The sequence below is a fragment of the Streptomyces sp. NPDC050806 genome, assembly GCF_055586425.1.
On the sequence record NZ_JBVJIF010000003.1, the window covers coordinates 1 to 24,047 of the forward strand.

Here is a 24,047-nt window from a genome sequence, read left to right on the forward strand (position 1 = left end):
TGACTTTTGGCACGCTGTTGAGTTCTCAAGGAACGGACGCTTCCTTTGTACTCACCCTCTCGGGCTTTCCTCCGGGCGCTTCCCTTCGGTGTTTCCAACCTTACCAGATCCTTTTCGGTGATCCGGCCCCCTGCTGGAGCGGGGTTGCTTTCCGGTCGGGCCCTTGCGGGCTTTCCCTTTCGGCGTTTCCGACTCTATCAGATCCTGGTCCGTGCCTTTTCCGGCTCGAATTCGTTTCCGATTCCCTGTCGGGAGGGGTTACGCCTTTCGGCGTGCCGCCACTTTAGCGGATTCCCTTGATTGCTCATAATCGGCGTCGACCTGGTCGGCCCGATACAACCGAAATCCGATTTTCGGCAACGCGAAAATGAACCCGGTTGAGGGAATCGTTCGAAGTGATGGTGGTGCCGCCTGCGGCGTGCGCACATAGCGCTGCCCGTCTCAAGCGGCTCGGGCTACATTACGGGCGTGCTGCGGCAGAGTCAAGCAGCCCTGGTCCGTCGTTTCCGCGGGACGTGCGCGCGGTACGGACTGACCGTCGGATCGCCCTCGATCCAGAAGCGCCAGGGGTGGGTCGCCCCCTCGCCGCCGACTCCGGTGCGCGGGCCGTTGCGCACCCGGTCCCGGTCCGCCGGAGTGCCCGTCAGGACGGAGAGCGGCGCATCCGGGCCCGCGCACACGTCCGTGCCGTTCAGCTGCCGGTCGACGGCCAGGCCGGTGGCCAGCCGGGCCGGGCCCTGGGCCAGTTCGCTCTCGCGGCGGGACTTGGGGCGACGCTCCGCCACCTGGTCCGTGCCGGACAGCACCTCGCCGGCGCGCAGCAGGACACCGCTCGCGTAGCCGTCGGGGCCGCACACGAGGTTGAGGCTGAACCACATGCCGTAGATGAAGTACACATACGCGTGTCCGGGCGGGCCGAACATCGATGCGTTCCGCTCCGTACGGCCCCGATAGGCGTGCGAGCCGGGGTCGTTCTCCCCGTCGTACGCCTCGACCTCCGTGAGGCGCAGCTCGACGGGGCCCTCGGGGGTGTTGCGCACCAGAGTGCGGCCGAGCAGGTCGGGGGCGACCTCGAGGACGGGACGGTCGAAGAATGTCCGCGGCAGCGGCATTCGTGCGGGTTCGGAGATCATGCGTTCCCAGGGTAATGGACCTCGGGGCGTTTCTTCCGGGGCTCCGGAGTGGCCGGTGAGCACCGCGTCTTGGCAGGGTGTGGGCGTGCGGCGGCCGGCCGCCGGGGGAACCGCCGTACGCCGTTTCGCGTTCGTAGGGGTCAAGCCCGGGCCGGGCGGGATCGTCGCGGCCGGAGAACAACGGAGTACAGGCACGTGCCTGGGGAGGACGATCAATGGGGTTCAAGAAGCTGCTGGCGAGTCTGGGTGCGGGGGGCGCGTCCGTGGAGACGGTGCTCTTCGAGGAGAACGTCGTGCCCGGCGGCGTCGTACAGGGTGAGGTGCGCATCCAGGGCGGATCGGTCGCGCAGCAGATCGAGGGCCTGTCGGTCGGTCTGCAGGCCCGGGTCGAGGTCGAGGGGCAGGACCAGGAGTACAAGCAGGACATCGAGTTCACCCGGCAGAAGCTGGGCGGCGCCTTCGAGGTGCAGGCCGGCGCCACGCACGCGGTGCCGTTCGGGCTGGAGATCCCGTGGGAGACGCCGGTCACGATGTTCCTCGGGCAGCACCTGCACGGGATGAACGTCGGCGTCACCACGGAGCTGGCGATCGCCCGTGCGGTCGACTCCGGTGACCTCGATCCGGTGAACGTGCACCCGCTGCCGGCGCAGCAGGCGATCCTCGACGCCTTCGGGCAGCTCGGGTTCCGGTTCAAGAGTGCGGACCTGGAGCGCGGGCACATCCGGGGGACGCGGCAGAAGCTGCCCTTCTACCAGGAGGTCGAGTTCTTCGCGCCGCAGCAGTACCGGGGCCTGAACCAGGTCGAGCTGTCCTTCGTGGCGGACGACCGGGCGATGGACGTCGTCCTGGAGATGGACAAGAAGCCGGGCCTGTTCACCGAGGGCAGCGACACCTTCCGCTCCTTCGAGGTGGGGCTGCACGACTTCCAGAACACGGACTGGGCGGCGTACCTGAACCAGTGGCTGGCCGAGGTCGGCGGCAAGCGGAACTGGTTCTGAGCCGACAGCGCATCGGTGTCCGGCCCGCGGGCATGAGATCCGCCGGGCCGGGCACCGGTTCTGTCGCGAAGAGGTTCTAACCTGGCCGGACGGTCTCCGAACGCGATCAGGAGGTGTCGAAGTGTCCGAGCAGAAGCGCCGGCCGCTCCCGCACGACTTTCATCCGCAGGTGCCCTCGTTCACGGTGGTGAGCGACGATCTGCAGGAGGGCGGGACGTTGGCGGACGCCCAGGTGTTCAGCGCGGGGAACACCTCGCCGCACCTGCGGTGGGAGGGTGCCCCGGAGGGCACCGGCAGTTACGCCGTCACCTGCTTCGACCCGGACGCGCCGACCGGCAGCGGTTTCTGGCACTGGTCGGTGTTCGACATCCCGGCGTCGGTGACGGAGCTGCCCGCCGGTGCGGGCTCCGGTGACATGAAGGGCCTGCCCGAGGGTGCGGTCCACGTACGCAACGACTACGGGACGCGGGACTTCGGGGGCGCCGCGCCGCCGCCCGGTGACGGCTCGCACCGCTACGTCTTCACCGTGTACGCGGTGGACCAGGAGAAGCTCGGTCCGGACGCGGACGCGGACGCCTCGCCCGCCGTGGTGGGCTTCAACCTGCGGTTCCACACGCTGGGCCGGGCCCAGCTGATCGGCGAGTACGAGATTCCCGCCGAGAGCTGACCGCGGTTCCGTACGCGCGTACCCGCCCGCATGCCGTGCGCGGGTCCGTGCGTCCGTAATTCCGTTGCGCCCCGGCGCCCCGGATCGCACAGTGGTGTTCGGCCGACGGTTGCCACATGGCCGTCGGGCAGTCGGCACCGCAGTGGCGGGGGCGGCGGGGCGCAGGTGTGTCTCCTCGCTGCCTGCCGGAGTCCGCTTCGTGTCGGACGTCCGCGCCGGCTGCCGTGGGCGCTCCGGGTCCCTTGTCACGGGGGTGGGGCCCGGAGCGTTCCCTTGCCCTCTCTTCTCCCCGCGCTTCTCCCCTCCCTTCCCCGGCCTCGCGCTCCCGTTCCCGGTTCGCCGTTCGTTCGCCTTTCGCTCACCTGCCATCTCCCTTGCGGCAGACGGAAATTGCGTTGTCCAGGGGATCACTGGAACTGCACAGTGGAGCCACTTCGCCGAGCGGCGGACGGATGCGGGAGGTGGTCGGGATGCGCGAGACGCTGGTCCTCAATGCGAGCTTCGAGCCGCTGTCGACGGTGTCGCTGCGGCGCGCGGTGGTGCTGGTCATGCAGGACAAGGCCGTGGTCGAGCAGGCGCACCCGGGACTGCGTGTCCGGGCCGCCTCGCTGGATCTTCCGGTGCCGCAGGTGATCAGGCTGAGCCACTACGTACGGGTGCCGTTCCGAAGACAGGCGCCGTGGTCGCGGCGGGGTGTGCTGGTGCGGGACCAGCACCGCTGCGCGTACTGCGGGCGGCGCGCGACGACGGTGGACCACGTGGTGCCACGGGCGCACGGGGGCGGTGACACCTGGCTGAATACGGTCGCGTCGTGTGCCACGGACAACCACCGCAAAGCGGACCGTACGCCGGAGCAGGCGGGGATGGAGCTGCTGCGGCGGCCGTTCGTGCCGACGCCGGCCGACACGATGCTGGCGGCGCTGGGGGTGTCCGCGCGGGAGGCGCTGCCGGACTGGCTGGCGCAGCCGGCGTAGGGGCGGGCGCACTGGTGCGTGTGAGGGGGCGCGGGGAGACCCGCGCCCCTTCGTCGTACGCGTGCCTCAGCGCAGCAGGAGTTGGGCGATCGCCACGATGCCGACGGTGACGATGACGCCGCGCAGGACGGTGGGCGACAGCCGGCGGCCGATCTTCGCGCCGAGCTGGCCGCCGAGCGCGGAGCCGACGGCGATCAGTACGACGGCGGTCCAGTCGAAGTCGGCGACGAAGAGGAAGAAGAGCGCGGCGACGCCGTTGACGAGCAGCGCGAGCACGTTCTTGAGGGCGTTGAGGCGCTGCAGGTCCTCGTCGAGCAACAGGCCCATCAGGGAGATGTACAGGACGCCCTGGGCGGCGCCGAAGTAGCCGCCGTACGCGCTGGCGAGCAGCAGTCCGGTCAGCAGTCCGAGGCCGCCGTCGCGGTGCGGTGTGGTGCCGTTGCGGGCGCGGCGGGCCTTGACGGCGGCGGAGAGCCGGGGCTGGAGGACGACGAGGACGAGCGCGACGGCGATGAGCGCGGGGACGATCGCGTCGAAGGCGTCGGAGGGCAGGGCGAGCAGCAGCACGGCCCCGGCCAGGCCGCCGAGGAGGGCGGCGATACCGAAGCGGACGACGCGGCGGCGCTGGCCGCGCAGTTCGCGCCGGTAGCCTATGGCGCCGCTCACGGAGCCCGGTACGAGGCCGAGGCTGTTGGAGACGTTGGCGGTGATGGGCGGCAGGCCGACGGCGAGCAGTACGGGGAAGGTGATGAGCGTCCCGGACCCGACGACGACGTTGATGGCGCCGGCGCCCATACCGGCGGCGAGGACGGCGAGGGCTTCCCAGACAGTCATGCCGAACCCCTGGCGCGTGATCGATGCGTCATGAACCGATCATGCACCAGGGGTTCGGTGGGTGTGCTGCGGGACCACGGTCCGAGACGGCCGCGGTGGGGCGTCAGTCGATGGGCGGCTGCTGGCGGGGCGGGGCCGCCGGGGCCGGGGCCGCGGGGGCACCGCCGGCCGGGGCGAAGCTGTTGATGGCGCCGCCGAGGCCCTTGAGCGCGTCGCCGATCTCGCTGGGCACGATCCAGAGCTTGTTGGCGTCGCCCTCGGCGATCTTCGGGAGCATCTGGAGGTACTGGTAGGAGAGCAGCTTCTGGTCCGGGTCACCGGCGTGGATGGACTCGAAGACCGTCCGGATCGCCTGCGCCTCACCCTCGGCGCGCAGGGCCGCGGCCTTGGCCTCACCTTCGGCGCGCAGGATCGCGGACTGCTTCTCACCCTCGGCGCGGAGGATCTCGGACTGCCGGACACCCTCGGCCTGGAGGATCGCGGCGCGCTTGTCACGGTCGGCGCGCATCTGCTTCTCCATCGAGTCCTGGATGGAGGTCGGCGGCTCGATGGCCTTGAGCTCGACGCGGTTGACGCGGATGCCCCACTTGCCGGTGGCCTCGTCCAGGACACCGCGCAGTGCCGCGTTGATCTCCTCACGGGAGGTCAGGGTGCGCTCCAGGTCCATGCCGCCGATGATGTTCCGGAGCGTGGTGACGGTGAGCTGCTCGATCGCCTGGATGTAGCTGGCGACCTCGTACGTCGCGGCGCGGGCGTCGGTCACCTGGTAGTAGATGACCGTGTCGATGTTCACGACCAGGTTGTCCTGGGTGATGACCGGCTGCGGCGGGAACGGGACGACCTGTTCACGCAGGTCGATGCGGTTCCGGATGGAGTCGATGAACGGCACGACGATGTTCAGGCCCGCGTTCAGGGTGCGGGTGTAGCGGCCGAAACGCTCGACGATGGCGGCGCTGGCCTGCGGAATGACCTGGATCGTCTTGATGAGTGCGACGAACACCAGCACCACCAGGATGATCAGGACGATGATGATCGGTTCCACAGTGGCTCCCCGTGTCCCTTTCGTAGCTGTCGGCCGGTCCCGCCCGGCGTGTCGTTGATCGAGTCTTTCAGAGACTCACCCTCTTGTGCAGGCCGTTCTCCGGTCCCGCGAGGGCCTGTTGATCAAGAGCGTCACATCACGACGGCGGTTGCTCCCTCGATGTCCACGACGTCCACTTTCTGCCCCGGCTCGTAGACCTGGCTCTCGTCCAGGGCGCGCGCGGACCACACCTCGCCGTTCAGTTTGATCCGGCCGCCGCCGGAGCTGTCGACCCGCTCCAGGACGGTGGCCTGGCGGCCCTTCAGGGCGTCGACGCCGGAAGCCATGGCGGCCGGCCGTGAGCGGGCGCGGTTGGCGATCGGGCGGACGACCGCGACGAGCGCGACCGAGACGGCCGCGAAGACGATGACCTGCATCACCGTGCCGCCGCCGAGGGCGGCCACGACGGCACCGGCCACGGCGCCGACAGCGAACATCCCGAATTCCGGCATCGCGGTGACGACGAGAGGAATACCCAGCCCTACGGCGGCGATGAGCCACCACACCCATGCATCCACGGTGTCATGGTAGATCGGCGGGCGGCCCCGCGGACAGGGTCCGATCGATCGCGGCCGGATCGTGCGGGGCTTTTCGGCCCCGGCCGCGCGCCGGGGCCCCGCGCCGCGTCAACTGTCAGGCGAGCGGCAGACCTTGAGCCGTCCAGCGGTCGCCGTTGCGCTCGACGACCAGCGGGAGGCCGAAGCAGCGCGAGAGGTTGCTGGAGGTCAGCTCCAGATCGATGGGGCCGGCGGCGAGCACCTTGCCCTGACGGATCATCAGTACGTGGGTGAAGCCCGGCGCGATCTCTTCGACGTGGTGCGTGACCATGATCATCGACGGCGCGAACGGGTCGCGGGCGAGCCGGCCGAGGCGGCGTACGAGGTCCTCGCGGCCGCCGAGGTCCAGGCCGGCGGCCGGCTCGTCCAGGAGGAGCAGCTCGGGGTCGGTCATCATCGCGCGGGCGATGAGGGTCCGCTTGCGCTCGCCCTCGGAGAGCGTGCCGAACTTCCGGTCGAGATAGGCCGTCATGCCCAGCCGGTCGAGGAAGGCGCGGGCGCGCTGCTCGTCGACCTCGTCGTAGTGCTCCTGCCAGGTGGCGGTCATGCCGTACGCGGCGGTGAGCACGGTCTGCAGCACGGTCTGGCGGCGCGGCAGCTTGTCGGCGAGCGCGATACCGGCCATGCCGATGCGCGGCCGGAGGTCGAAGACGTCGACCTTGCCGAGGGTCTCTCCCAGGATCGTGCTGGTGCCCGTGGTCGGGAAGACGTAGCTGGAGGCGACATTGAGGAGGGTGGTCTTGCCGGCGCCGTTCGGGCCCAGGATCACCCAGCGCTCTCCCTCCTTCACCGACCAGGAGACCTGGTCCACCAGAGCCCGGCCCTCGCGGACCACGGATACGTCCACCAGCTCCAGAACATCGCTCATGAGCGCGTTGTCTCCCATTGCATCTCGGTCCTCGCGTGCACCTGTAGGCGCAGCCCCCCTGCAAACCTACGCCACCCATTGTCAGTGCCTGTCCTTAGGCTGGGTCCATGCTCGATGAACCTCGCTCAGGACGGCTGGCCGCGTGGGGAAATGCCCTTTTGGCCGGATTGGTCCCACCTGATGACGCAGCGGAGCGGATCGCGGAGGGTGACGCGGTGCACCGCGTCACCGGGCTGCCCGGCGAATCGGGGCCGGTGGGGCTGACGCTCGCGCTGGGCCGGCTGCGGGCGCTGGGCGCGACCGGCCTGCGCGTGGCGCTGCCGGTGCCGGGCCACCCGCTGGGGCTGAGCGGCCCGCCGGAGTTCAATGCGCGGGCGCTGGCGGCCGGGGAGGCGGTGATCGCCTGCGGGGTGGCGCTGGGCCTGGTGCCGGAGGTGCACGAGGCCGGGCCCGAGGGCGATGTGCACGTCGAGGTCGTGTGGCACTGCACGACCGTCCGGGACGCGCCGCCGGCCGACGTCCCCTCGCTGGGCGAGGCGGAGCGGGAGCTGGCCGAGGCGCTGCGGGAGGCGACGGAGCTGCTGGCGAAGCTGGACGTGGCCGGATCCGGACCGGTCGCCGCGGCGGCGCTGGAGGCGTACCGGGCGCGGGCCGAGGCGGGCCGGCAGCTGCTCGCGCCGGGGTACCCGCCGCGCGCGGTGCGGGTGCTGGAGCTGGCGCAGAAGGTCGGGGCGCTGATCGACATCGCGCGGGGCCCCGCGGGCGGCGACGGGCGGGAGCACGGGGCGGCGGTCAGCTCGTCGCAGATCGCCGCACGGATGGACGCGTTGCGTCCGGTGGAGCGGACTGCGCGGCGGGCGCAGGTGGCGGCGTACGACTCGTTCGTGGAGGAACGGGAACGGAGGGCCCCCTAGGGGGCCGGATCTCCGACGGGGGCTGCGGTCTGGGCGGCGGAGCGCCCGGCCGAACGCCGTAGGGGTGCTGTGCGATGGCGGGCGCGCCACCGTCGTGGCCTGGCGCGCAGTTCCCCGCGCCCCTTAAGCCGGCGGCCCGCCGTACACTTTTCGGTACGCGGCCGGGCGCGCCACCGTCGTGGCCGGGCGCGCAGTTCCCCGCGCCCCTCAAGCCGGCGGCCCGCCGTGGGCCTTCCCGTACGCAGCCGGGTGCACCACCGACGTGGTTGCTCGCGCCGTTCCCCGCGCCCCTTTGTGGCGCTTATGCGCCCACGCCGTGGCGGACCGCCCAGAGGGCTGCCTGGGTGCGGTCTGCCAGGTCCAGTTTCATGAGGATGTTGGAGACGTGGGTCTTCACGGTCTTCTCGGAGAGGACCAGGGCACGGGCGATCTCGCGGTTGGAGCGGCCGTCCGCTATCAGGGCCAGTACCTCGCGCTCCCGGTCGGTGAGGGAGCCGCCGCGGCCCTGGCCGTTGCTCGCTTCCTCCTGGCTGAGCAGCGCGTCGGCCACCTCCGGCTGCAGCAGGACGTGCCCGGCGTGCACGGACCGGATGGCGCCGGCCAGCGCGTCGGGGTCGATGTCCTTGTAGACGTAGCCGGCGGCGCCCGCCCGGAGCGCCGGGATCACGGTCCGCTGCTCGGTGAAGCTGGTGACGATCAGCACTCTGGCCGGGTTGCGCTGCTCACGCAGCAGCCGCAGCGCCTCGACCCCGTCCATGCCGGGCATCTTGACGTCCATCAGGACGACGTCCGGCCCGAGACGCTCGGCCGCGGCGACGCCCTCCTCGCCGTCGGCGGCCTCGCCCACGACCTCGATGTCGTCCTGGACCTCCAGGAACGTCCGCAGGCCCCGCCGCACGACCTGGTGGTCGTCGACGAGCAGCACCTTGATGGGGCCGCCGAGCGAGCCCCTGTCTCCGTCAGCCACCGGGGACCTCCATCTCGACAGCGGTGCCCTTGCCGGGCCCCGATTCCACCGTGAGCGTGCCGCCGACGCCACTCGCCCGGTCCCGCATCGACACCAGGCCCAGATGGCGCCCGGCGCGGCGGACGGCGCCGGGGTCGAAGCCGCGGCCGTCGTCGGCGATCCGCAGTACCGCGCCCTGCCGGTGCCGGGCGAGCGTCACGTCGACACGCTGCGCGTCGGCGTGCCGGAGCGCGTTGTGCAGCGCCTCCTGCGCCACCCGCAGCAGCGCCTCCTCCTGCGCGGCGGGCAGCGCCCGCAGCCCGTGGGCGGCGAAGGTGACCTTGGCGTTGTGCGCGCGGTCGAGGACCTGGATCTGGGTACGCAGTGTGGCGATCAGCCCGTCCTCGTCCAGGGCCGCCGGCCGCAGCTCCACGACGGCGGCGCGCAGCTCGTCGGCGGCCTCCGCGGCGAGCCGGGTGACCTGCTGCAGCTCGTCCTTGGCGCGGGCCGGGTCGCGGTCGACGAGCGCGGTGGCGGCCTGCGCGGTCAGCCGCAGCGAGAAGAGCTTCTGGGAGACCGCGTCGTGCAGCTCGTGGGCCAGCCGGGCGCGCTCCCCCGCGATGGTCAGCTCGCGGCTCCGCTCGTAGAGCCGGGCGTTGGTCAGGGCGATGGCGGCGTGCTGGGCGAGCATGCCGAGCAGCGCCTCGTCCTCGGCGGTGAAGTTGCAGCCGCCGGTCGGCAGCGGGCACCGCTTGTTGGCGAGGAAGAGCGCGCCGAGGATCTCGTCGCCGTCGGCCACCGGCATGCCCAGGAAGTCCGACATGTCGGGGTGGGCGCTGGGCCAGCCCTCGAAGCGGGGGTCGTTGCGGACGTCGCCGAGACGCTGCGGGGTGGCGTCCTTGAGCATCGCGGCGAGGATGCCGTGCTGGCGGGGCAGCGGGCCGATGGCCTTCCACTGCTCCTCGCTCACCCCGTCCACGACGAACTGCGCGAAGCCACCGTGATCGTCCGGCACCCCCAGCGCCGCGTACTCGGCGTCCAGGAGCTCGCGGGCGGAGGCGACGATCGTCTTGAGCACGTCGCGCACCTCCAGGTGCCGGCTCATGGCGAGGATGGCGCTGCTCACCGCGGAGAGCCCGGCACCCCGCTCCGCCCCTGGTCCGTTGGTCATGCACTCACGGTACCGGTGGGCCGCACGGTCCGTATCGGCCCGCGGCGGGGCCCCGGCCGGGTCCCGGGACGTAGGTCCGGAGTCCCGGTGCCGGGAGCCGGATCCGGTGGGCATTTCCGCCCCGGCCACAGGGGACCATGGCCGCTCCGGAAGCGGGACTTTGTGCCCCCTATATATAGGGGAAAGGAACGGCGGCCTATTGCGCCTGCTCAAGGCGTTCTTTCACGTCCGCCCGAAGGCGGTGTTTCGCGCGCGCCCGAAGACAGTCTTTCGCGCGCGCCCGAGGCGGTCTTTCGCGGTCGCCCGGTACGGGCCACACTCCCGGCCATGACGACTTCACGGAAAAGCTGGTCCCCCGTCCACGGCGAGCCGTACCGTCCCGTCCCCCACCGGCCCGCGCGGATGCCGGCCGCGGAATCCCGGGCGCGCGCGGCGGAACTGCGGGAACGGATGGCGGAGCGCCGTACGGTACGCCGTTTCGCCCCCGATCCGGTGCCCGAGCAGGTGATCAGGGACGCCATAGCGTGCGCCGCCACCGCGCCCTCCGGGGCACATCAGCAGCCCTGGACGTTCGTGCTGGTCAAGGATCCGGAAGTACGGCGGCGCATCCGGGCGGCCGCGGAGGCGGAGGAGCGCCTTTCGTACGACGGGCGGCTGGGCGAGGAGTGGCTGACGGCGCTGCGGCCGCTGGGCACCGACGAGGTCAAGCCGCACCTGACCGACGCGCCGCATCTGATCGTGGTCTTCCAGCAGCGCTACTGGCTGGGCCCGGACGGCACCAAGCGCAAGCACTACTACGTGGACGAATCGGTGGGGATCGCGGTGGGCATGCTGCTGTCCGCGCTCCACCTGTCGGGCCTGGCGGCGCTGGTGCACACCCCCAGCCCGATGGGCTTCCTGCGGGCGGAGCTGGGGCGGCCGGTCAACGAGAAGGCGTTCGCGGTGATCCCGGTGGGGCACCCCGCGGCGGACTGCGAGGTGCCGGATCTGGTGCGCAAATCGCTGGACCAGGTTCTGGTGGAGCGATAACGCTCACGGTGCGTGCCGCCGCGATGACATAACGCCATACGCCCCCCGTAAACATGTGAGCCCGCACATAGGGCGTACATCACTTACGAAGAATGTTAGTGGTATGCGAATGCGGGCAGCGGCGGGATCGCATCCGGGTCACCCCTTGGAGAGAACGGAACGGGACGCAATTCGGCGACCCCCGGTTCCACTAAACAGCTTCGTACGTCACATGATTGCAGCGCCAAATTCCGACCGCTAACAATGGCTGACGTCGCCCGGCGCCGTGGAAAAGGATCTCGGCGTTCTCGCGCCATTCCGGCCCACGCGACGTCCCCCATTGGAAGAGGTTCTTTCCGCATGCCCCTGCACGCCATTCCTGGCTACAGCCGCCTGAACCGGAATCACAAGCTCTCCGCCGCTGCCGTGGCCGCGGGCGGTGCCGCCGCCGTCGTCATCGCCGTCGTTCCGGGTTCGGCCAACGCCGAGCCGGCGCACTCCGCGTCGGCCCAGAACGTCAAGCCCGTCGCCTACCACGTGGTCGACGACTCCTCGGCCTACAGCCTGGTCGACAACGCCGCCGCCAAGGCGCAGAACGCCGAGCTGACCCAGAACAGCACGCGCGCCGCCGAGCAGGCCGGCAACGAGGCCTTCGCCGCGAAGAAGCAGGCCGAGGGCGACGCCAAGGCCGCCGCTCAGGCCAAGGCCAAGGCTGCCGCCGACGCGGCCGCCCAGGCCAAGGAGGCCGCCAAGAACAAGGCCGACCAGCAGCGCACCACGACGCAGGCCGCCAGCCGGTCCGCCGAGCGCAAGCCGGTCACCTACGCCAACAACCTGGACGGCTGGATCAAGGAATCCATGTCGATCATGAAGAAGCACGGGATCCCCGGCTCCTACGAGGGCATCAAGCGCAACATCATGCGTGAGTCCGGCGGTAACCCGCGGGCGATCAACAACTGGGACGTGAACGCCCAGATGGGTATCCCGTCCAAGGGCCTGCTGCAGATCATCAAGCCCACCTTCGACCAGTACCACGTCGACGGCACGGCGAACGACCAGTACGACCCGGTCGCCAACATCGTCGCCTCCTGCAACTACGCGGCCGACAAGTACGGCTCCATGGACAACGTCGACTCGGCGTACTGAGCCACTGCTGCGCGCCGGAGCTCCGGCGCCGGACGATGAACGCCGCGAGGGGCGGCACCCGGACAGGGTGCCGCCCCTCGCGGCTGTCGTCGTGCGGACGGCGGGGCCTACTTGCGCATGACCTCGGGCTCGTGGCGGCGCAGCAGGCGCGCCACCGCGAAGGCGAGCACGACGCCGAGCGCCAGCATGAAGACCATGTCCATCACGTAGACACCGGTCTGGTGCTGCCACAGCGGGTCGGGGTTGCCCTTCTCCCACGGGAGGAGGGTGTTCAGGTCGGCGGTGGCGCCCAGCGCGGCGACCGCCCAGCGCGAGGGCATCAGCCAGGAGAGCTGGGCGACGCCCGGGGTGTCGAAGAGCTGGAAGAGCACGCCGGTGAAGACGACCTGCACGATGGCGAACATGACCAGCAGCGGCATGGTCTTCTCGGCGGTCTTGACCAGCGCGGAGATGATCAGGCCGAACATCATCGAGGTGAAGCCCAGGGCGATGATCGCCACGGTCATCTCGACGGCCGGCAGATCCTGCACGATCAGGCCCTCGGCGGGCATCTTGCGGGTCGAGAAGCCGATCGCCGCGATGATCACGCCCTGTACGGCGGTGACCACGCCGAGCACGATCACCTTCGACATCAGGTACGCCGAGCGGGACAGGCCGGTGGCCCGTTCGCGCTCGTAGATGACGCGTTCCTTGATCAGTTCTCGTACCGAGTTGGCCGCGCCGGAGAAGCACATGCCGACCGTGAGGATCAGCATGATCGTCGCGGCGTCGCGGTTGGTGCGGGCCCGCTCGATCGGGCCGTAGCCGAGGCCGAAGTCGCTCGGGATCAGCATGGAGACCACGCCGAGCACGGCCGGCAGGATCAGCATCAGCCCGAGGAAGCCGCGGTCGGAAGCGATCACGGAGACGTACCGGCGCATCAGGGTCCACAGCTGCGAGCCCCAGCTCTGGGACTTCTGCATGCGGGCCGGCGGCGCCTGGACGTCGACCGACTGCGGCGCGACGGCGTCGAGGTCGGCCGCGTACATCTGGTAGTGCGGGGAGCCGCGCCAGCGGCCCATCCAGTCGTAGTCGCGGTAGTTCTCGAACGCCGAGAAGACGTCCGCCCAGGACTCGTACTGGAAGAAGTTCAGCGCCTCCTCGGGCGGGCCGAAGTAGGCGACACCGCCGCCCGGCGCCATGACCAGCAGCTTGTCACAGAGCGCGAGCTCGGCGACGGAGTGCGTGACGACCAGGACCGTACGGCCGTCGTCGGCGAGGTCGCGGAGCAGCTTCATGACGTCGCGGTCCATGCCCGGGTCGAGGCCGGAGGTCGGCTCGTCCAGGAAGATCAGCGACGGCTTGGTCAGCAGCTCCAGGGCGACCGAGACGCGCTTGCGCTGGCCGCCGGAGAGCGAGGTGACCTTCTTCTCCTTGTGCACGTGCAGCTTGAGCTCGTGCAGCACCTCGTCGATGCGGGCCTCGCGCTCGGCCGTCGCGGTGTCACCGGGGAAGCGGAGCTTGGCCGCGTACCGCAGCGCCTTCTGGACGGTCAGCTCCTTGTGCAGGATGTCGTCCTGCGGGACCAGCCCGATGCGCTGCCGCAGCTCGGCGAACTGCTTGTAGAGGTTCCGGTTGTCGTAGAGGACGTCGCCCTCGTTGGCGGGGCGGTAACCGGTGAGCGCCTTGAGCAGCGTGGACTTTCCGGAACCGGACGGGCCGATGACCGCGACCAGCGACTTCTCCGGCACCCCGAACGAGACGTCCTTGAGGATCTGCTTGCCGCCGTCGACCGTGACGGTGAGGTGGCGCGCGGAGAAGGAGACCGCACCGGTGTCGACGAACTCTTCCAGGCGGTCGCCGACCAGCCGGAACGTGGAGTGGCCGACGCCGACGGTGTCGTTCGGGCCGATGAGCGCCGAACCGCTCTTGGGGACCGGCTGGCCGTTGACGTACGTACCGTTGTGGCTGCCGAGGTCGTGGATCTCGAAGCGGCCGTCGGGTGTGGCCCGGAACTCCGCGTGGTGCCGGGAGACCTGCAGGTCGGAGACGACCAGCTCGTTCTCCAGGGCACGGCCGATGCGCATGACACGGCCGAGGTCCAGCTGGTGGAAGGTGGTCGGGCTGCGGTCGCCGGACGGCTGCGGGACCGCGGCGCCCTGTGCCGGGGGCTGCTGCGGTCCGCCCTGCGGCGGGACGCCGGCGCCGTACGAGGGCGGGCCCTGCTGGGGCGGCGGACCCTGCTGCGGCGGCGCGCCCTGCCATCCCTGCTGCTGTGCCGGCGGCTGCTGCGCTCCGGCCCAGCCGGGGGCGCCCTGCTGGGCGGGGGCCGCGGCGGCCGGCTGGGCGGCGTTGGCCGGGGCCGTGGGCTGCGCGGCGTAGGCGTCGGCGGCGGCAGCGGCCGCGGTGCCGCTGAGGGTCAGCCGGGGACCGTCGGTGGCGTTGCCGAGGTGCACGGTCGAGCCGGGGCCGATCTCCATCTGGTGGATCCGCTGCCCCTGCACGTACGTGCCGTTGGTGCTGCCGTGGTCCTCGATGACCCAACTGCGCCCTCCCCAGCGCACGGTCGCGTGCCGCCACGACACCCTCGCGTCGTCCAGCACCATGTCGCCCTGCGGATCACGGCCCAGGCCGTACGACCGGGACGGATCGAGCGTCCAGGTCATTCCATTGATTTCGAGTACGAGTTCAGGCACTCCATGCCCCACTAGTTGTCCCCCGAGTGACCCCCTGCACGGGAAGTCTAGGGATGGTGAACATCGTGAGGAACTATTCCAGGCAGAGGGCCACGACCGAAAGCCGGGCCGTGGCAAGAGCATGAAGCGGACAGCGTTGACGCCGCCGAAAGCCCCCCGGAGAGTGGGAGAAACCCACGGATCCGTACGGATGCCACGCGATGCGGGCAACCCGGAATCGATCGGGGGCTGCGATGAGCGTGACCGCGACTCCGCACACCGGAGCGGCCGCTGTGCTGCTCTCCGCCGTCGCCACGGTCTGCTGGGCGTTCCTGGCGATGACCGGGGTCGCGGCCCTCGGGCTGCATCTGCTGGGCGCCGACGCGTACGGCTCGCTGGGCCCGATGACGGCCGCCGTCGTGGTGCTGGCGGTCGGCGGAACCGTCTCCCCGCACGGTGACGTATCGGCCTTCGGGGTGTCCGGCGTCACGGCCGAAACCGCCATTGACATCGTGCCGTTGGGCGTCTCCGTGGTCGGCGCGCTGCTGCTGGGGCTGCTGTTCCTCCGGTCGCTGCGGGCCGTGCCGGGCGGGGCCACGTCCGGCGGCCTGGCGGCCCGCGCGGCAGCGGTCGTCGCGCTCTTCACCGCGCTGGTCGGCGGCCTCGCCTGGGCCGGGCACGACTCCGTAACGATCCCGGCACGGAAGCTGATCCCGGCGCCGGCCGGCGGGGGCGGCGGGCCGCTCGACCGGCTGCCCGGCCTCGGTGACCTCCCGGGCCTGGGCGACCTGCCGGGCCTCGGCGACCTCGGCGGGCTGCCCGGCCTCGGCGGCCAGGGCGCGGCGGGCGGCCTGCCGGGGCTGCTGCCCGGCCTCGCGGACGCCCGGCTCCGGGTGGACTTCGCGGTGGCGGCAGGGCCCTCGCTCGTGGCGGGCGCACTGTGGGCGCTCGGCGTCCTGCTGATCGCGCTCGCCGCCTCCCGGCGCACCCCTCTCCCCCGCGCGCTGGCCGGCGCGGACCGCGTCGTCCGGCCCGCCGCCTCCGCGCTGACCCAGGTGCTGCTCGTCGCGGTACTCCTGGGGCTCGCCGCCGGGCTGTACGGCGTCACCGAGGGCGGACAGCCACTGCGGGCGCTGGGCGCCGCGCTGCTCGGCGCGCCCAACGGGGCGTGGCTCGCGCTGCCCCTGGGCCTGCTCGTGCCCTGGTACGGCTCGGCGAGCGGCGCACTGCTCCACGTGCTGCCCGCGTCCCTGCGGGAGCTGCTCGGCGGTGGGGGCGAGCGGCCGGTCACCCTGTCGCGGCTGGCGGAGCAGACCCCTGGGGTGTGGGCGACGGCGCTGGTGGCGGTGGTGCTGATGCTGCTGGCCGGGGTGCTCACGGCGATGCGTACGGCCCGCACGGAGGCCGGTCTCCTGGCGTATGCGGGCGGCTGCGCGCTGCGGCTGGGCGTGGCCACCGCGCTCGCCGTGCCCCTACTGGTGCGGCTGACGGAGGCGGCGGTGGCCGTCCGGCTGAGCCTCTTCGGTATCGGCGTCCACGAGACCGGCCTGACCCTGCACGGGAGCCTCGGCACCGGAGCGGTCCTGGGAGCCCTCTGGGGCGGCGCTGCGGGGCTGGTGGGCGCCCTGCTGGCGGCCGGGACCGGGCTGGCCGGGCGACGCGCCACGGCCCCGGCCGGCCCGGGGCACGTGCCGTCGCCGTACGGGCCGGGGCCGGGCGGCGGCCCGGGACCGTACACGCCGTCCCGTCCCTACCGGCCGCCGAACCCGGACACCAATCCGTACCTGCGGACGCTCCAGCGCCGGGAGCCGGAGCACCGCGTGCCGCCCCCGCCGGACGGGCCTCCGCCCGGCACGCCACCGGGCACACCGCCCCCGCCGGACCGTCCGCCGCCCGCCGGGCCGCCCCCGCACGGCAGCGACACCGCCTCGGCGCCGACCGTGAGCGGCGCTCCGCTGCCGCGCCCCGGCCGGCCGCCTGCCCGTCCGAAGCGGCGATGGGACGATCCGCCGCCGGAGCCCCCGCCGCCACCCGGACGCCCCGGCGCCGGCCGCTGAGGGCCCGGCGAGCGCGAGCGCCCCGGAAGCGCGCGGAGCGCGACGGCCCCCCGAGGGTCCCGAGGACGCGCCGCCGGACGCGTCGGGACCCCCGCGACACGGGCGGCGGAACGCCCCGTACGTCCCTTGAGTCCCACTCGGCCGCGTGGTGGGGGACGTCCACTCGGCGGGACACCTGTACGGTCCCGTGGCGGAGCCGGATACCGTAAGAGCACCATGAGCGCATCGCAGACACCGCCTGCCACCGCCGTACCGGGCGACGACGTACCGACCCTCCTCGTCAAGATCTTCGGTAAGGACCGGCCCGGCATCACCGCCGGCCTCTTCGACACCCTCGCCGCCTACTCCGTCGACGTCGTCGACATCGAGCAGGTCGTGACCCGGGGCCGCATCGTGCTGTGCGCCCTGGTCACTACGCCGAAGGGGAGCGCGTCGAACGGCGCCTCCGAAGGCGACCTGCGCGCGACCGTGCACAGCTGGGCGGAGTCGCTGCACCTCCAGGCCGAGATCATCTCGGGTACCGGCGACAACCGCCCGCGCGGCACGGGGCGTTCGCACGTCACCGTGCTCGGCCACCCGCTCACCGCCGAGTCCACCTCCGCCATCGCCGCCGCCATAACGGCCACCGGCGGCAACATCGACCGTATCTTCCGGCTCGCCAAGTACCCCGTGACCGCGGTGGAGTTCGCGGTCTCCGGCACCCCGACCGACGTCCTGCGCACCGCGCTCGCCACCGAAGCCGCCGTGCTCGGCGTGGACATCGCCGTGAGCGCCTCCGGGCTGCAGCGCCGGGCGCAGCGCCTGGTCGTCATGGACGTGGACTCCACACTGATCCAGGACGAGGTCATCGAGCTGTTCGCGGCGCACGCGGGCTGCGAGAACGAGGTCGCCGAGGTGACCGCCGCCGCGATGCGCGGCGAGCTGGACTTCGAGCAGTCGCTGCACGCCCGGGTGGAGCTGCTGGCGGGGCTGGACGCCTCGGTCGTGGAGCAGGTGCGCAAGGAGGTGCGGCTGACCCCCGGCGCGCGGACCCTGGTACGTACGCTCAAGCGCCTGGGGTACCAGGTCGGCGTGGTCTCCGGCGGCTTCACGCAGGTCACCGACGCGCTCAAGGACGAACTGGGGCTGGACTTCGCCTCGGCCAACACCCTGGAGATCGTGGACGGCCGGTTCACCGGCAAGGTCACCGGCGACATCGTGGACCGCGCGGGCAAGGCCCGGCTGCTGCGCTCCTTCGCCCAGCAGGCCGGCGTCCCGCTGGCGCAGACGGTCGCGATCGGCGACGGCGCCAACGACCTGGACATGCTGAACACCGCCGGGCTGGGCGTCGCCTTCAACGCCAAGCCGGTCGTACGGGAGGCCGCGCACACCGCCGTGAACGTGCCGTTCCTGGACACCGTGCTGTACCTGCTCGGAATCACCCGCGAAGAGGTCGAGGCCGCCGACACGATGGCGGACTGACTCGGTGACGCCGCCCGGCCCGCCCGCCGCAGGACTGACACGGTGGCGGACTGACACAGCGGCGGACTGAACGGTCACCCTCCGTACGCGGCCGCGGAAGCGGAGCGCACGGCACGAAGCGGAGCAGACGGCACACGGCATACGAAAGGGCCCCGGCACGGAGCGTGCCGGGGCCCTTCGGCGTGCAGGGGCCCTTCGGCGTGCAGGGCCGGGGCGGGTCAGCCCTGCGGCGTCCAGTACGCGACCAGACGGCCGACGCCGTGCTCGACGGACTTCCAGGAGCCGTTGAAGGACACCACCGCCATGGAGGCGGTCGGGAAGCCACCGCGGTTCATCCGGTTCAGCAGGTCGCCGTCCGCCTCGCCGGCGAGGGCGTCGGCGAGCGCGTGCATGCCGGGGTTGTGGCCGACCAGCAGCAGGTCGCCCACCTCGTCCGAGGTCTCGTTGACCACCGCGATCAGCTCGCCGAGCGAGGCTTCGTACAGCCGCTCGTCGTAGACGGTCTTGGGGCGCTGAGGGAGTTCTTGGACGCAGAGTTTCCATGTCTCGCGGGTGCGCAGTGCCGTGGAGCAGAGGGTCAGGTCGGGGCTGACGCCCGCTCCCGCGAGCCATCGTCCGGCGACGGGGGCGTCCCGGCGGCCGCGCTCGGCGAGCGGCCGCTCGTGGTCGCTCTCCTGCGACCACTCGGCCTTGGCATGTCGGAGAAGAACAATCCGGCGAGGAGAATCGACGCTCATGTGTCCCAGCTTCGCATGAAACGCAGCGCGGGGCGCGGGGTGTTGACAGCCTCGTCCCACGAGGCGGGATGCGGAACCAGCGACTACACTCCGGCGCCGACCAGCCGCGCGAGCAAGTGGACCACGGACAGCACGGCGGGCGGCGCACCGGCCGCCTCGGCCTCCGCGGCGGGGGTCATCACGAAGAGCAGCGTCACGAACGAGACCACCGGCAGGGCCACGGCCCACCACGGCAGCCGCACGGACCGGGCGCCGTTCTCGGCGTGCCTGGGGTGAGCGGCGGACATGGGATCGCCTCCGTGCGGTCGAGCGGCCGCGCGGCCTTGTCGCGGGCCGCGCCCACCGCTGCGGGGCGGTGTCCTTCGAACCTACGGTTCCCGGTCCGCACGGCCCATCAGGTGCACCACCCACTTGCCCCTGACCCTGGCCCCCTAGGGGACGGTGGGGACAGCCCCACCGTGCGCCCCGCGGCGCCGGATCACGGAGCGGCGATACGACGCCGGGTCACGGAGCGGCGATACGACGCCGGGTCACGGAGCGGCGATGCTGGCGATGATCCCGACGACGACGGTGACGGCGAGCATCGCGCCCAGGACGAGGAGCAGCTTCTTCTGTCCGCCCTGCGGATTCGGTTCGAGCACTGGCATGTGCCCAGTGTCGCAAACGGCTCCGGACCACCGGTCGGCAGGACCGGCCAAGGGGGCCGGGGCGGTCCCCCACCGCTCGCCCACCGCTCGCCTACCTCTCGTCTACTTCTCGTCCTCGATGCGGCGGTCCCGGCCGGCCAGCGTGCCCACCGCGATCTGCGGCACCATCAGCCCCGCCATCAGCGCGATCGGCAGGCCCCAGCCGCCGCTGTGCTGGTACAGCGCGCCCACCAGGAGCGGGCCCGGGATGGAGATCAGGTAGCCGATGCACTGGGCGAAGGCGGACAGCTTGACGACGCCGGCGGCGCTGCGGGCACGCATGCCGATCATGGTGAGGGCCAGCGGGAAGGCGCAGTTCGATATGCCGAGCAGCAGTGCCCAGCCCCACGCGCCGGCGGCGGGCGCCAGCCACAGGCCCGCATACCCGGCGAGCCCGCAGGCCCCGAGAAGCACGGCCAGCGGCCCCTGATGGCGCATCCGGGCCGCCACCCGCGGCAGCAGGAAGGACAGCGGGATGCCCATCGCCATGGTGATCGCGAGCAGGACGCCCGCGGTCCCGGCGGGCACTCCGGCGTCGCGGAAGATCTGCGGCAGCCAGCCCATGGTGATGTACGCGGCGGTGGCCTGGAGGCCGAAGAAGACGGCGAGCGACCAGGCGGTGGGCGAGCGGCTGATCCGGATGGCGGGGGCGTCCTCCCGCGGCGCACCGGCCGCCTGCGGAGCCGTCTGCGGCGCGCGGTGCCGCAGCACGGCGAGCCAGGGCACGATGGCGAGGGCGCCGATCACCGCCCAGATCGCCAGCCCGGCCTGCCAGCCGCCGCCGAGCGCGCCGGTGACCGGCACGGTGAGCGCGGCGGCGAGCGAGGTGCCCAGCGCCAGGGCCATGGAGTACAGCCCGGTCATCGAGCCGACCCGGTCGGGGAAGAAGGTCTTGATGACGACGGGCAGCAGGATGTTGCTGACCGCGATACCGGCGAGGGCGAGGGCGCTGGCGACGAGGAAGCCGGCCGTACCTCCGGCGAAGGGCCGCACCACGACGCCGATGGTGATCGCGGCCATGCCGGCGCACACGATGGCGCCCGGGCCGAAGCGGCGGGCCAGCCGCGGCGCCGCGATGCCGAAGACGGCGAAGCACAGGGCCGGCACGGACGTGAGCAGGCCCGCGATGGTGCCGCTCATGCCGAGTCCGTCCCGCACCTCCTCCATGAGGGCGCCCAGGCTGGTGATGGCCGGGCGGAGGTTGAGCGCGGCGAGGACGAGACCGGCGGTCAGGACCGCGCCGAGCCAGCGCGGTACGCGCGCGGGGGCGCGGTCGAGCGGGTCGCCGCCGGGCGTCCCGGTGGTCTGAGGTGCCTCGGTGACGGTGCCGAGGGTCGCGAGGTCGTCGTCTGCCATACGTACATCATAGAATCATGGGATGAATGCTTGTCCAGGTGATTCTCGCCTCCCGGTGACCGGCCGGGAAAGGCTTAGCATCAGCGATGCCGAATCCTTGCTCGTGTCCTCGGGAGCGCTCGTATGCCGCTGACCTCGCCCCGGCGTTCCGCCCTGGCCGACCAGGTGATCGCACAGCTGCGTGCCCAGATCACCTCGGGCGAGTGGCCGGTCGGCTCGCGCATCCCCACCGAGCCCGAGCTGGTCGAGCAGCTCGGCGTGGCCCGCAACACCGTCCGCGAGGCGGTCCGGGCACTGGCCCACAACGGTCTGCTGGACATCCGCCAGGGCTCCGGCACGTACGTGGTCGCCACCAGTGAACTGGCGGGCGTGATGAACCGCAGGTTCGCCGACGCCGACCCGCGGCACGTCGCCGAGCTGCGCAGCGCGCTGGAGGCGGAGGCCGCCCGGCGGGCCGCGGAGCGCCGTTCGGAGACCGATCTCAAGCAGCTGGACGCGGCCCTGCAGCGGCGCGAGCAGGCCTGGGAGTCCGGCGCCGCCGCGGCCTTCGTGGAGGCGGACGCCAACCTGCACATGGCGATCGTGGCGGCTTCGCACAACGACGTACTGGCGGAGCTGTACGCGGACCTCGGCGGCGTGCTGCGGGAGTTCCTCCGCGCCGACGTGGGCGACGAACTGCGCCCGGAGTCGCACCTGGACCACTCCCGGCTGGTGGACGCGATCCGCGACGGTGACGGCGACCGCGCGGCAGCGGAAGCAAGCGCCCACCCGTACGGCTGCCGACTGGGCCGGGGCTGAGGCGACCGGCCGGCCCGAGGACAGCGTGCCCGGTACAAGGACAGCGTCCGGTGCAAGGGCAGCATCCGCTCCGAGGACAGCATCCGCTCCGAGGCGACCGGCGGTTTCCCGCCCGCCCGCTCCACCCGGCGGTTCCCGCCCCCACCCCTTGGGTAACCCCCTGCTGGGGGGACGATCTCGTTCGATTCGCCCCGAAGGCGGCCGCGCCAACGAAGCGCCGAAGGCGGCCGCGCGAGCGAAGCCCCGAAGACCCGAAGGCCGCCCCGCAAACGAAGAAGGGCTGCGGCCCGTTCCGTACGTCGCGTACGGAACGGGCCGCAGCCCTCACTCACGAGCCGGGTAGCCCGCACTCACTCACGGGCCCGGTGGCCCGCACTCACAGCCGAGTGGTTACAGCCGAGTAGGTCAGGCGCCCATCATGTGTACGCCGCCGTCGACGTGCACGATCTCTCCGGTGGTCTTCGGGAAGAAGTCCGAGAGCAGCGCGACGACGCCCTTGCCGGCCGGCTCCGGGTCGCCCATGTCCCAGTTCAGCGGGGAGCGGGTGTCCCACACCTTGGCGAGCTCGGAGAAGCCCGGGATGGACTTGGCGGCCATCGAGCCGATCGGGCCGGCGGAGACCAGGTTGCAGCGGACGTTCCGCGCGCCGAGGTCACGGGCCACGTAGCGGCTGGTGGCCTCCAGCGCGGCCTTGGCCGGGCCCATCCAGTCGTACTGCGGCCAGGCGAACTGCGCGTCGAAGGTCAGGCCGACCACCGCGCCGCCCTCCTCCGGCATCAGCGGCAGGCAGGCCATGGTCAGCGCCTTCAGCGAGAACGCCGAGACGTGCATGGCCGTGGAGACCGACTCGAAGGACGTGTTCAGGAAGTTGCCGCCGAGCGCGTCCTGCGGGGCGAAACCGATGGAGTGGACGACGCCGTCCAGGCCGCCGAGCTCCTCGCGGACCTTGGCCTCCAGACCGTCCAGGTGCTCCTGGTTGGTCACGTCCAGCTCGATGACCTTGGCGGGCTTGGGCAGCTTCTTCGCGATGCGCTCGGTGAGCGTGGGCCGCGGGAAGGCCGTGAGGATGACCTCGGCGCCCTGCTCCTGCGCGACCTTGGCCGCGTGGAAGGCGATGGAGGACTCCATCAGCACACCGGTGATCAGAATGCGCTTGCCGGCGAGGATTCCGCTCATATCGATCAGTGACCCATGCCCAATCCGCCGTCGACGGGAATGACGGCTCCAGTGATGTACGCGGCCTCGTCGGAGGCCAGGAAGCGGACCGAGGCGGCGATCTCCTCGGGCTGCGCGTAACGCGCGAGCGGCACCTGCTTCACGATGTTCTCGCGCTGCTCGTCGGTGAGCGCGCGGGTCATGTCCGTGTCGACGAAGCCGGGGGCCACGACGTTGCACGTGATGTTGCGGGAACCCAGCTCGCGGGCGATCGAGCGGGCGAAGCCGACGAGGCCGGCCTTGGAGGCCGCGTAGTTCGCCTGGCCCGCCGAGCCCAGCAGGCCCACCACCGAGGAGATCAGCACGATGCGGCCCTTGCGCGCCCGCAGCATGCCGCGGTTGGCCCGCTTGACCACGCGGAACGTACCGGTGAGGTTGGTCTCCAGGACCGAGGCGAAGTCGTCCTCCGACATCCGCATCAGCAGCTGGTCACGGGTGACGCCGGCGTTGGCCACCAGCACCTCGACCGCGCCGTGCTTCTCCTCGATCTCCTTGTACGCCTGCTCGACCTGCTCCGTGTCGGTGATGTCGCACTTCACGGCCAAGAACCCCGCCGGGGGTTCGCCGGAGCGGTAGGTGATGGCGACCTTGTCGCCTGCCTCGGCGAAGGCGCGGGCGATGGCGAGGCCGATGCCGCGGTTGCCTCCGGTGACCAGAACCGAGCGGCTCAAGAGATCACCCTTTCCGTGTCCTGTCCGACGTGTGTTCCCTACGAAACTAGCGGTCAGCGACCCCATACGGAGAATCGACCTCGCACAGGGGCACATCCCGGTCACTGTCGGGTCC

At 71.7% G+C, this 24,047-nt stretch carries 23 protein-coding genes; 9 read left to right on the forward strand and 14 right to left on the reverse strand.

Going from position 1 to position 24,047, the window contains the following annotated elements; genetic code table 11:
• Window positions 1–482: 482 nt before the first annotated feature.
• Window positions 483–1,133 carry a DNA-3-methyladenine glycosylase gene (locus ACZ6WH_RS09330; RefSeq protein WP_469727233.1) on the reverse strand — a complete coding sequence of 217 codons (651 nt, stop codon included), beginning with the start codon at window positions 1,131–1,133 and terminating at the stop codon, window positions 483–485.
• A gap of 215 nt (window positions 1,134–1,348) precedes the next feature.
• Between ACZ6WH_RS09330 and ACZ6WH_RS09335 the strand changes: the two genes are divergently transcribed.
• The 3 genes from ACZ6WH_RS09335 (at window position 1,349) to ACZ6WH_RS09345 (ending at window position 3,772) form a co-directional block, all read left to right on the forward strand.
• Complete coding sequence (locus ACZ6WH_RS09335; RefSeq protein WP_432852536.1) at window positions 1,349–2,131, forward strand: sporulation protein; 783 nt, start codon at window positions 1,349–1,351, stop codon at window positions 2,129–2,131.
• Between the two features lie 121 nt (window positions 2,132–2,252).
• Window positions 2,253–2,798: a YbhB/YbcL family Raf kinase inhibitor-like protein gene (locus tag ACZ6WH_RS09340; RefSeq protein WP_469727235.1), complete on the forward strand. Its 546-nt coding sequence runs from the start codon at window positions 2,253–2,255 to the stop codon at window positions 2,796–2,798.
• Window positions 2,799–3,268: 470 nt separating this feature from the next.
• Entirely contained in the window at window positions 3,269–3,772 is a 504-nt protein-coding gene (locus ACZ6WH_RS09345) for an HNH endonuclease (RefSeq protein WP_469727237.1), read from the forward strand.
• A gap of 66 nt (window positions 3,773–3,838) precedes the next feature.
• Here the strand turns inward: ACZ6WH_RS09345 and ACZ6WH_RS09350 are convergent, their stop codons facing one another.
• From ACZ6WH_RS09350 to ACZ6WH_RS09365, 4 genes are all read right to left on the reverse strand, one after another.
• A complete protein-coding gene (locus tag ACZ6WH_RS09350; RefSeq protein ID WP_469727238.1) occupies window positions 3,839–4,606 on the reverse strand; it encodes a sulfite exporter TauE/SafE family protein in 768 nt (255 codons plus the stop codon).
• Between the two features lie 103 nt (window positions 4,607–4,709).
• On the reverse strand, window positions 4,710–5,648 hold the full coding sequence (locus ACZ6WH_RS09355) for an SPFH domain-containing protein (protein WP_030618909.1): 939 nt from the start codon (window positions 5,646–5,648) through the stop codon (window positions 4,710–4,712).
• Window positions 5,649–5,779: 131 nt separating this feature from the next.
• Window positions 5,780–6,193, reverse strand: a complete 414-nt coding sequence (locus ACZ6WH_RS09360) for an NfeD family protein (RefSeq protein WP_432864218.1) — start codon at window positions 6,191–6,193, stop codon at window positions 5,780–5,782.
• 127 nt (window positions 6,194–6,320) lie between these two features.
• Window positions 6,321–7,130 carry an ABC transporter ATP-binding protein gene (locus ACZ6WH_RS09365; RefSeq protein WP_432852548.1) on the reverse strand — a complete coding sequence of 270 codons (810 nt, stop codon included), beginning with the start codon at window positions 7,128–7,130 and terminating at the stop codon, window positions 6,321–6,323.
• 89 nt (window positions 7,131–7,219) lie between these two features.
• Here ACZ6WH_RS09365 and ACZ6WH_RS09370 point away from each other — a divergent pair, with 89 nt between their 5' ends.
• A complete protein-coding gene (locus ACZ6WH_RS09370) occupies window positions 7,220–8,026 on the forward strand; it encodes a hypothetical protein (protein WP_469727240.1) in 807 nt (268 codons plus the stop codon).
• 301 nt (window positions 8,027–8,327) lie between these two features.
• Here the strand turns inward: ACZ6WH_RS09370 and ACZ6WH_RS09375 are convergent, their stop codons facing one another.
• The gene (locus ACZ6WH_RS09375; protein ID WP_432852553.1) at window positions 8,328–8,993 is read right to left on the reverse strand and encodes a response regulator; all 666 of its coding nucleotides are present in this window, start codon (window positions 8,991–8,993) and stop codon (window positions 8,328–8,330) included.
• A complete protein-coding gene (locus tag ACZ6WH_RS09380; RefSeq protein ID WP_469727242.1) occupies window positions 8,986–10,143 on the reverse strand; it encodes a GAF domain-containing sensor histidine kinase in 1,158 nt (385 codons plus the stop codon). Before ACZ6WH_RS09380 ends, ACZ6WH_RS09375 begins: the two co-directional genes overlap by 8 nt.
• Before the next feature lie 327 nt (window positions 10,144–10,470).
• Between ACZ6WH_RS09380 and ACZ6WH_RS09385 the strand changes: the two genes are divergently transcribed.
• Both ACZ6WH_RS09385 and ACZ6WH_RS09390 read left to right on the forward strand, forming a co-directional pair.
• Window positions 10,471–11,172 carry a nitroreductase family protein gene (locus tag ACZ6WH_RS09385; RefSeq protein ID WP_469727244.1) on the forward strand — a complete coding sequence of 234 codons (702 nt, stop codon included), beginning with the start codon at window positions 10,471–10,473 and terminating at the stop codon, window positions 11,170–11,172.
• Between the two features lie 339 nt (window positions 11,173–11,511).
• A complete protein-coding gene (locus ACZ6WH_RS09390; RefSeq protein ID WP_432852563.1) occupies window positions 11,512–12,297 on the forward strand; it encodes a transglycosylase SLT domain-containing protein in 786 nt (261 codons plus the stop codon).
• Between the two features lie 107 nt (window positions 12,298–12,404).
• On the opposite strand, the gene ACZ6WH_RS09395 is transcribed toward ACZ6WH_RS09390, so the two are convergent.
• Window positions 12,405–14,972 carry an ABC transporter ATP-binding protein/permease gene (locus ACZ6WH_RS09395; protein WP_469727245.1) on the reverse strand — a complete coding sequence of 856 codons (2,568 nt, stop codon included), beginning with the start codon at window positions 14,970–14,972 and terminating at the stop codon, window positions 12,405–12,407.
• 233 nt (window positions 14,973–15,205) lie between these two features.
• Here ACZ6WH_RS09395 and ACZ6WH_RS09400 point away from each other — a divergent pair, with 233 nt between their 5' ends.
• Together ACZ6WH_RS09400 and serB are read left to right on the forward strand one after the other, a co-directional pair.
• Complete coding sequence (locus tag ACZ6WH_RS09400; protein ID WP_469727246.1) at window positions 15,206–17,008, forward strand: streptophobe family protein; 1,803 nt, start codon at window positions 15,206–15,208, stop codon at window positions 17,006–17,008.
• 216 nt (window positions 17,009–17,224) lie between these two features.
• The gene (gene serB, locus ACZ6WH_RS09405; RefSeq protein ID WP_469727248.1) at window positions 17,225–18,469 is read left to right on the forward strand and encodes a phosphoserine phosphatase SerB; all 1,245 of its coding nucleotides are present in this window, start codon (window positions 17,225–17,227) and stop codon (window positions 18,467–18,469) included.
• Between the two features lie 218 nt (window positions 18,470–18,687).
• Here the strand turns inward: serB and ACZ6WH_RS09410 are convergent, their stop codons facing one another.
• From ACZ6WH_RS09410 to ACZ6WH_RS09425, 4 genes are all read right to left on the reverse strand, one after another.
• Window positions 18,688–19,206, reverse strand: a complete 519-nt coding sequence (locus tag ACZ6WH_RS09410; RefSeq protein WP_469727249.1) for a SixA phosphatase family protein — start codon at window positions 19,204–19,206, stop codon at window positions 18,688–18,690.
• A gap of 83 nt (window positions 19,207–19,289) precedes the next feature.
• Window positions 19,290–19,493, reverse strand: coding sequence for a hypothetical protein (locus tag ACZ6WH_RS09415; protein ID WP_469727251.1), 204 nt, complete (start codon window positions 19,491–19,493; stop codon window positions 19,290–19,292).
• A gap of 243 nt (window positions 19,494–19,736) precedes the next feature.
• Window positions 19,737–19,853 (reverse strand): SGM_5486 family transporter-associated protein, encoded by a 117-nt coding sequence (locus ACZ6WH_RS09420; RefSeq protein ID WP_267881145.1) that lies wholly within the window; start codon window positions 19,851–19,853, stop codon window positions 19,737–19,739.
• A gap of 102 nt (window positions 19,854–19,955) precedes the next feature.
• A complete protein-coding gene (locus ACZ6WH_RS09425; RefSeq protein WP_432852578.1) occupies window positions 19,956–21,248 on the reverse strand; it encodes a CynX/NimT family MFS transporter in 1,293 nt (430 codons plus the stop codon).
• Between the two features lie 123 nt (window positions 21,249–21,371).
• On the opposite strand from ACZ6WH_RS09425, the gene ACZ6WH_RS09430 reads away from it, so the two are divergent.
• Window positions 21,372–22,046, forward strand: coding sequence for a FadR/GntR family transcriptional regulator (locus ACZ6WH_RS09430; protein WP_469727253.1), 675 nt, complete (start codon window positions 21,372–21,374; stop codon window positions 22,044–22,046).
• A gap of 405 nt (window positions 22,047–22,451) precedes the next feature.
• Here ACZ6WH_RS09430 and fabI read toward each other — a convergent pair whose 3' ends face one another.
• Window positions 22,452–23,222: an enoyl-ACP reductase FabI gene (gene fabI, locus ACZ6WH_RS09435; RefSeq protein WP_361560023.1), complete on the reverse strand. Its 771-nt coding sequence runs from the start codon at window positions 23,220–23,222 to the stop codon at window positions 22,452–22,454.
• 5 nt (window positions 23,223–23,227) lie between these two features.
• Window positions 23,228–23,932: a 3-oxoacyl-[acyl-carrier-protein] reductase gene (fabG, locus tag ACZ6WH_RS09440; RefSeq protein ID WP_030618957.1), complete on the reverse strand. Its 705-nt coding sequence runs from the start codon at window positions 23,930–23,932 to the stop codon at window positions 23,228–23,230.
• Window positions 23,933–24,047: the final 115 nt, after the last annotated feature.

Coding starts and splice junctions, on each gene's coding strand:
- ACZ6WH_RS09345 (WP_469727237.1), top strand. CDS start 3,269: ATGCGCGAGACGCTGGTCCTCAATGCGAGCTTCGAGCCGCTGTCGACG.
- ACZ6WH_RS09380 (WP_469727242.1), bottom strand. CDS start 10,143: ATGACCAACGGACCAGGGGCGGAGCGGGGTGCCGGGCTCTCCGCGGTG.
- ACZ6WH_RS09410 (WP_469727249.1), bottom strand. CDS start 19,206: ATGAGCGTCGATTCTCCTCGCCGGATTGTTCTTCTCCGACATGCCAAG.
- fabI (WP_361560023.1), bottom strand. CDS start 23,222: ATGAGCGGAATCCTCGCCGGCAAGCGCATTCTGATCACCGGTGTGCTG.
- ACZ6WH_RS09370 (WP_469727240.1), top strand. CDS start 7,220: ATGCTCGATGAACCTCGCTCAGGACGGCTGGCCGCGTGGGGAAATGCC.
- ACZ6WH_RS09400 (WP_469727246.1), top strand. CDS start 15,206: ATGAGCGTGACCGCGACTCCGCACACCGGAGCGGCCGCTGTGCTGCTC.
- ACZ6WH_RS09415 (WP_469727251.1), bottom strand. CDS start 19,493: ATGTCCGCCGCTCACCCCAGGCACGCCGAGAACGGCGCCCGGTCCGTG.
- serB (WP_469727248.1), top strand. CDS start 17,225: ATGAGCGCATCGCAGACACCGCCTGCCACCGCCGTACCGGGCGACGAC.
- ACZ6WH_RS09430 (WP_469727253.1), top strand. CDS start 21,372: ATGCCGCTGACCTCGCCCCGGCGTTCCGCCCTGGCCGACCAGGTGATC.
- ACZ6WH_RS09420 (WP_267881145.1), bottom strand. CDS start 19,853: ATGCCAGTGCTCGAACCGAATCCGCAGGGCGGACAGAAGAAGCTGCTC.
- ACZ6WH_RS09350 (WP_469727238.1), bottom strand. CDS start 4,606: ATGACTGTCTGGGAAGCCCTCGCCGTCCTCGCCGCCGGTATGGGCGCC.
- ACZ6WH_RS09385 (WP_469727244.1), top strand. CDS start 10,471: ATGACGACTTCACGGAAAAGCTGGTCCCCCGTCCACGGCGAGCCGTAC.
- ACZ6WH_RS09365 (WP_432852548.1), bottom strand. CDS start 7,130: ATGGGAGACAACGCGCTCATGAGCGATGTTCTGGAGCTGGTGGACGTA.
- ACZ6WH_RS09330 (WP_469727233.1), bottom strand. CDS start 1,133: ATGATCTCCGAACCCGCACGAATGCCGCTGCCGCGGACATTCTTCGAC.
- ACZ6WH_RS09390 (WP_432852563.1), top strand. CDS start 11,512: ATGCCCCTGCACGCCATTCCTGGCTACAGCCGCCTGAACCGGAATCAC.
- ACZ6WH_RS09335 (WP_432852536.1), top strand. CDS start 1,349: ATGGGGTTCAAGAAGCTGCTGGCGAGTCTGGGTGCGGGGGGCGCGTCC.
- ACZ6WH_RS09425 (WP_432852578.1), bottom strand. CDS start 21,248: ATGGCAGACGACGACCTCGCGACCCTCGGCACCGTCACCGAGGCACCT.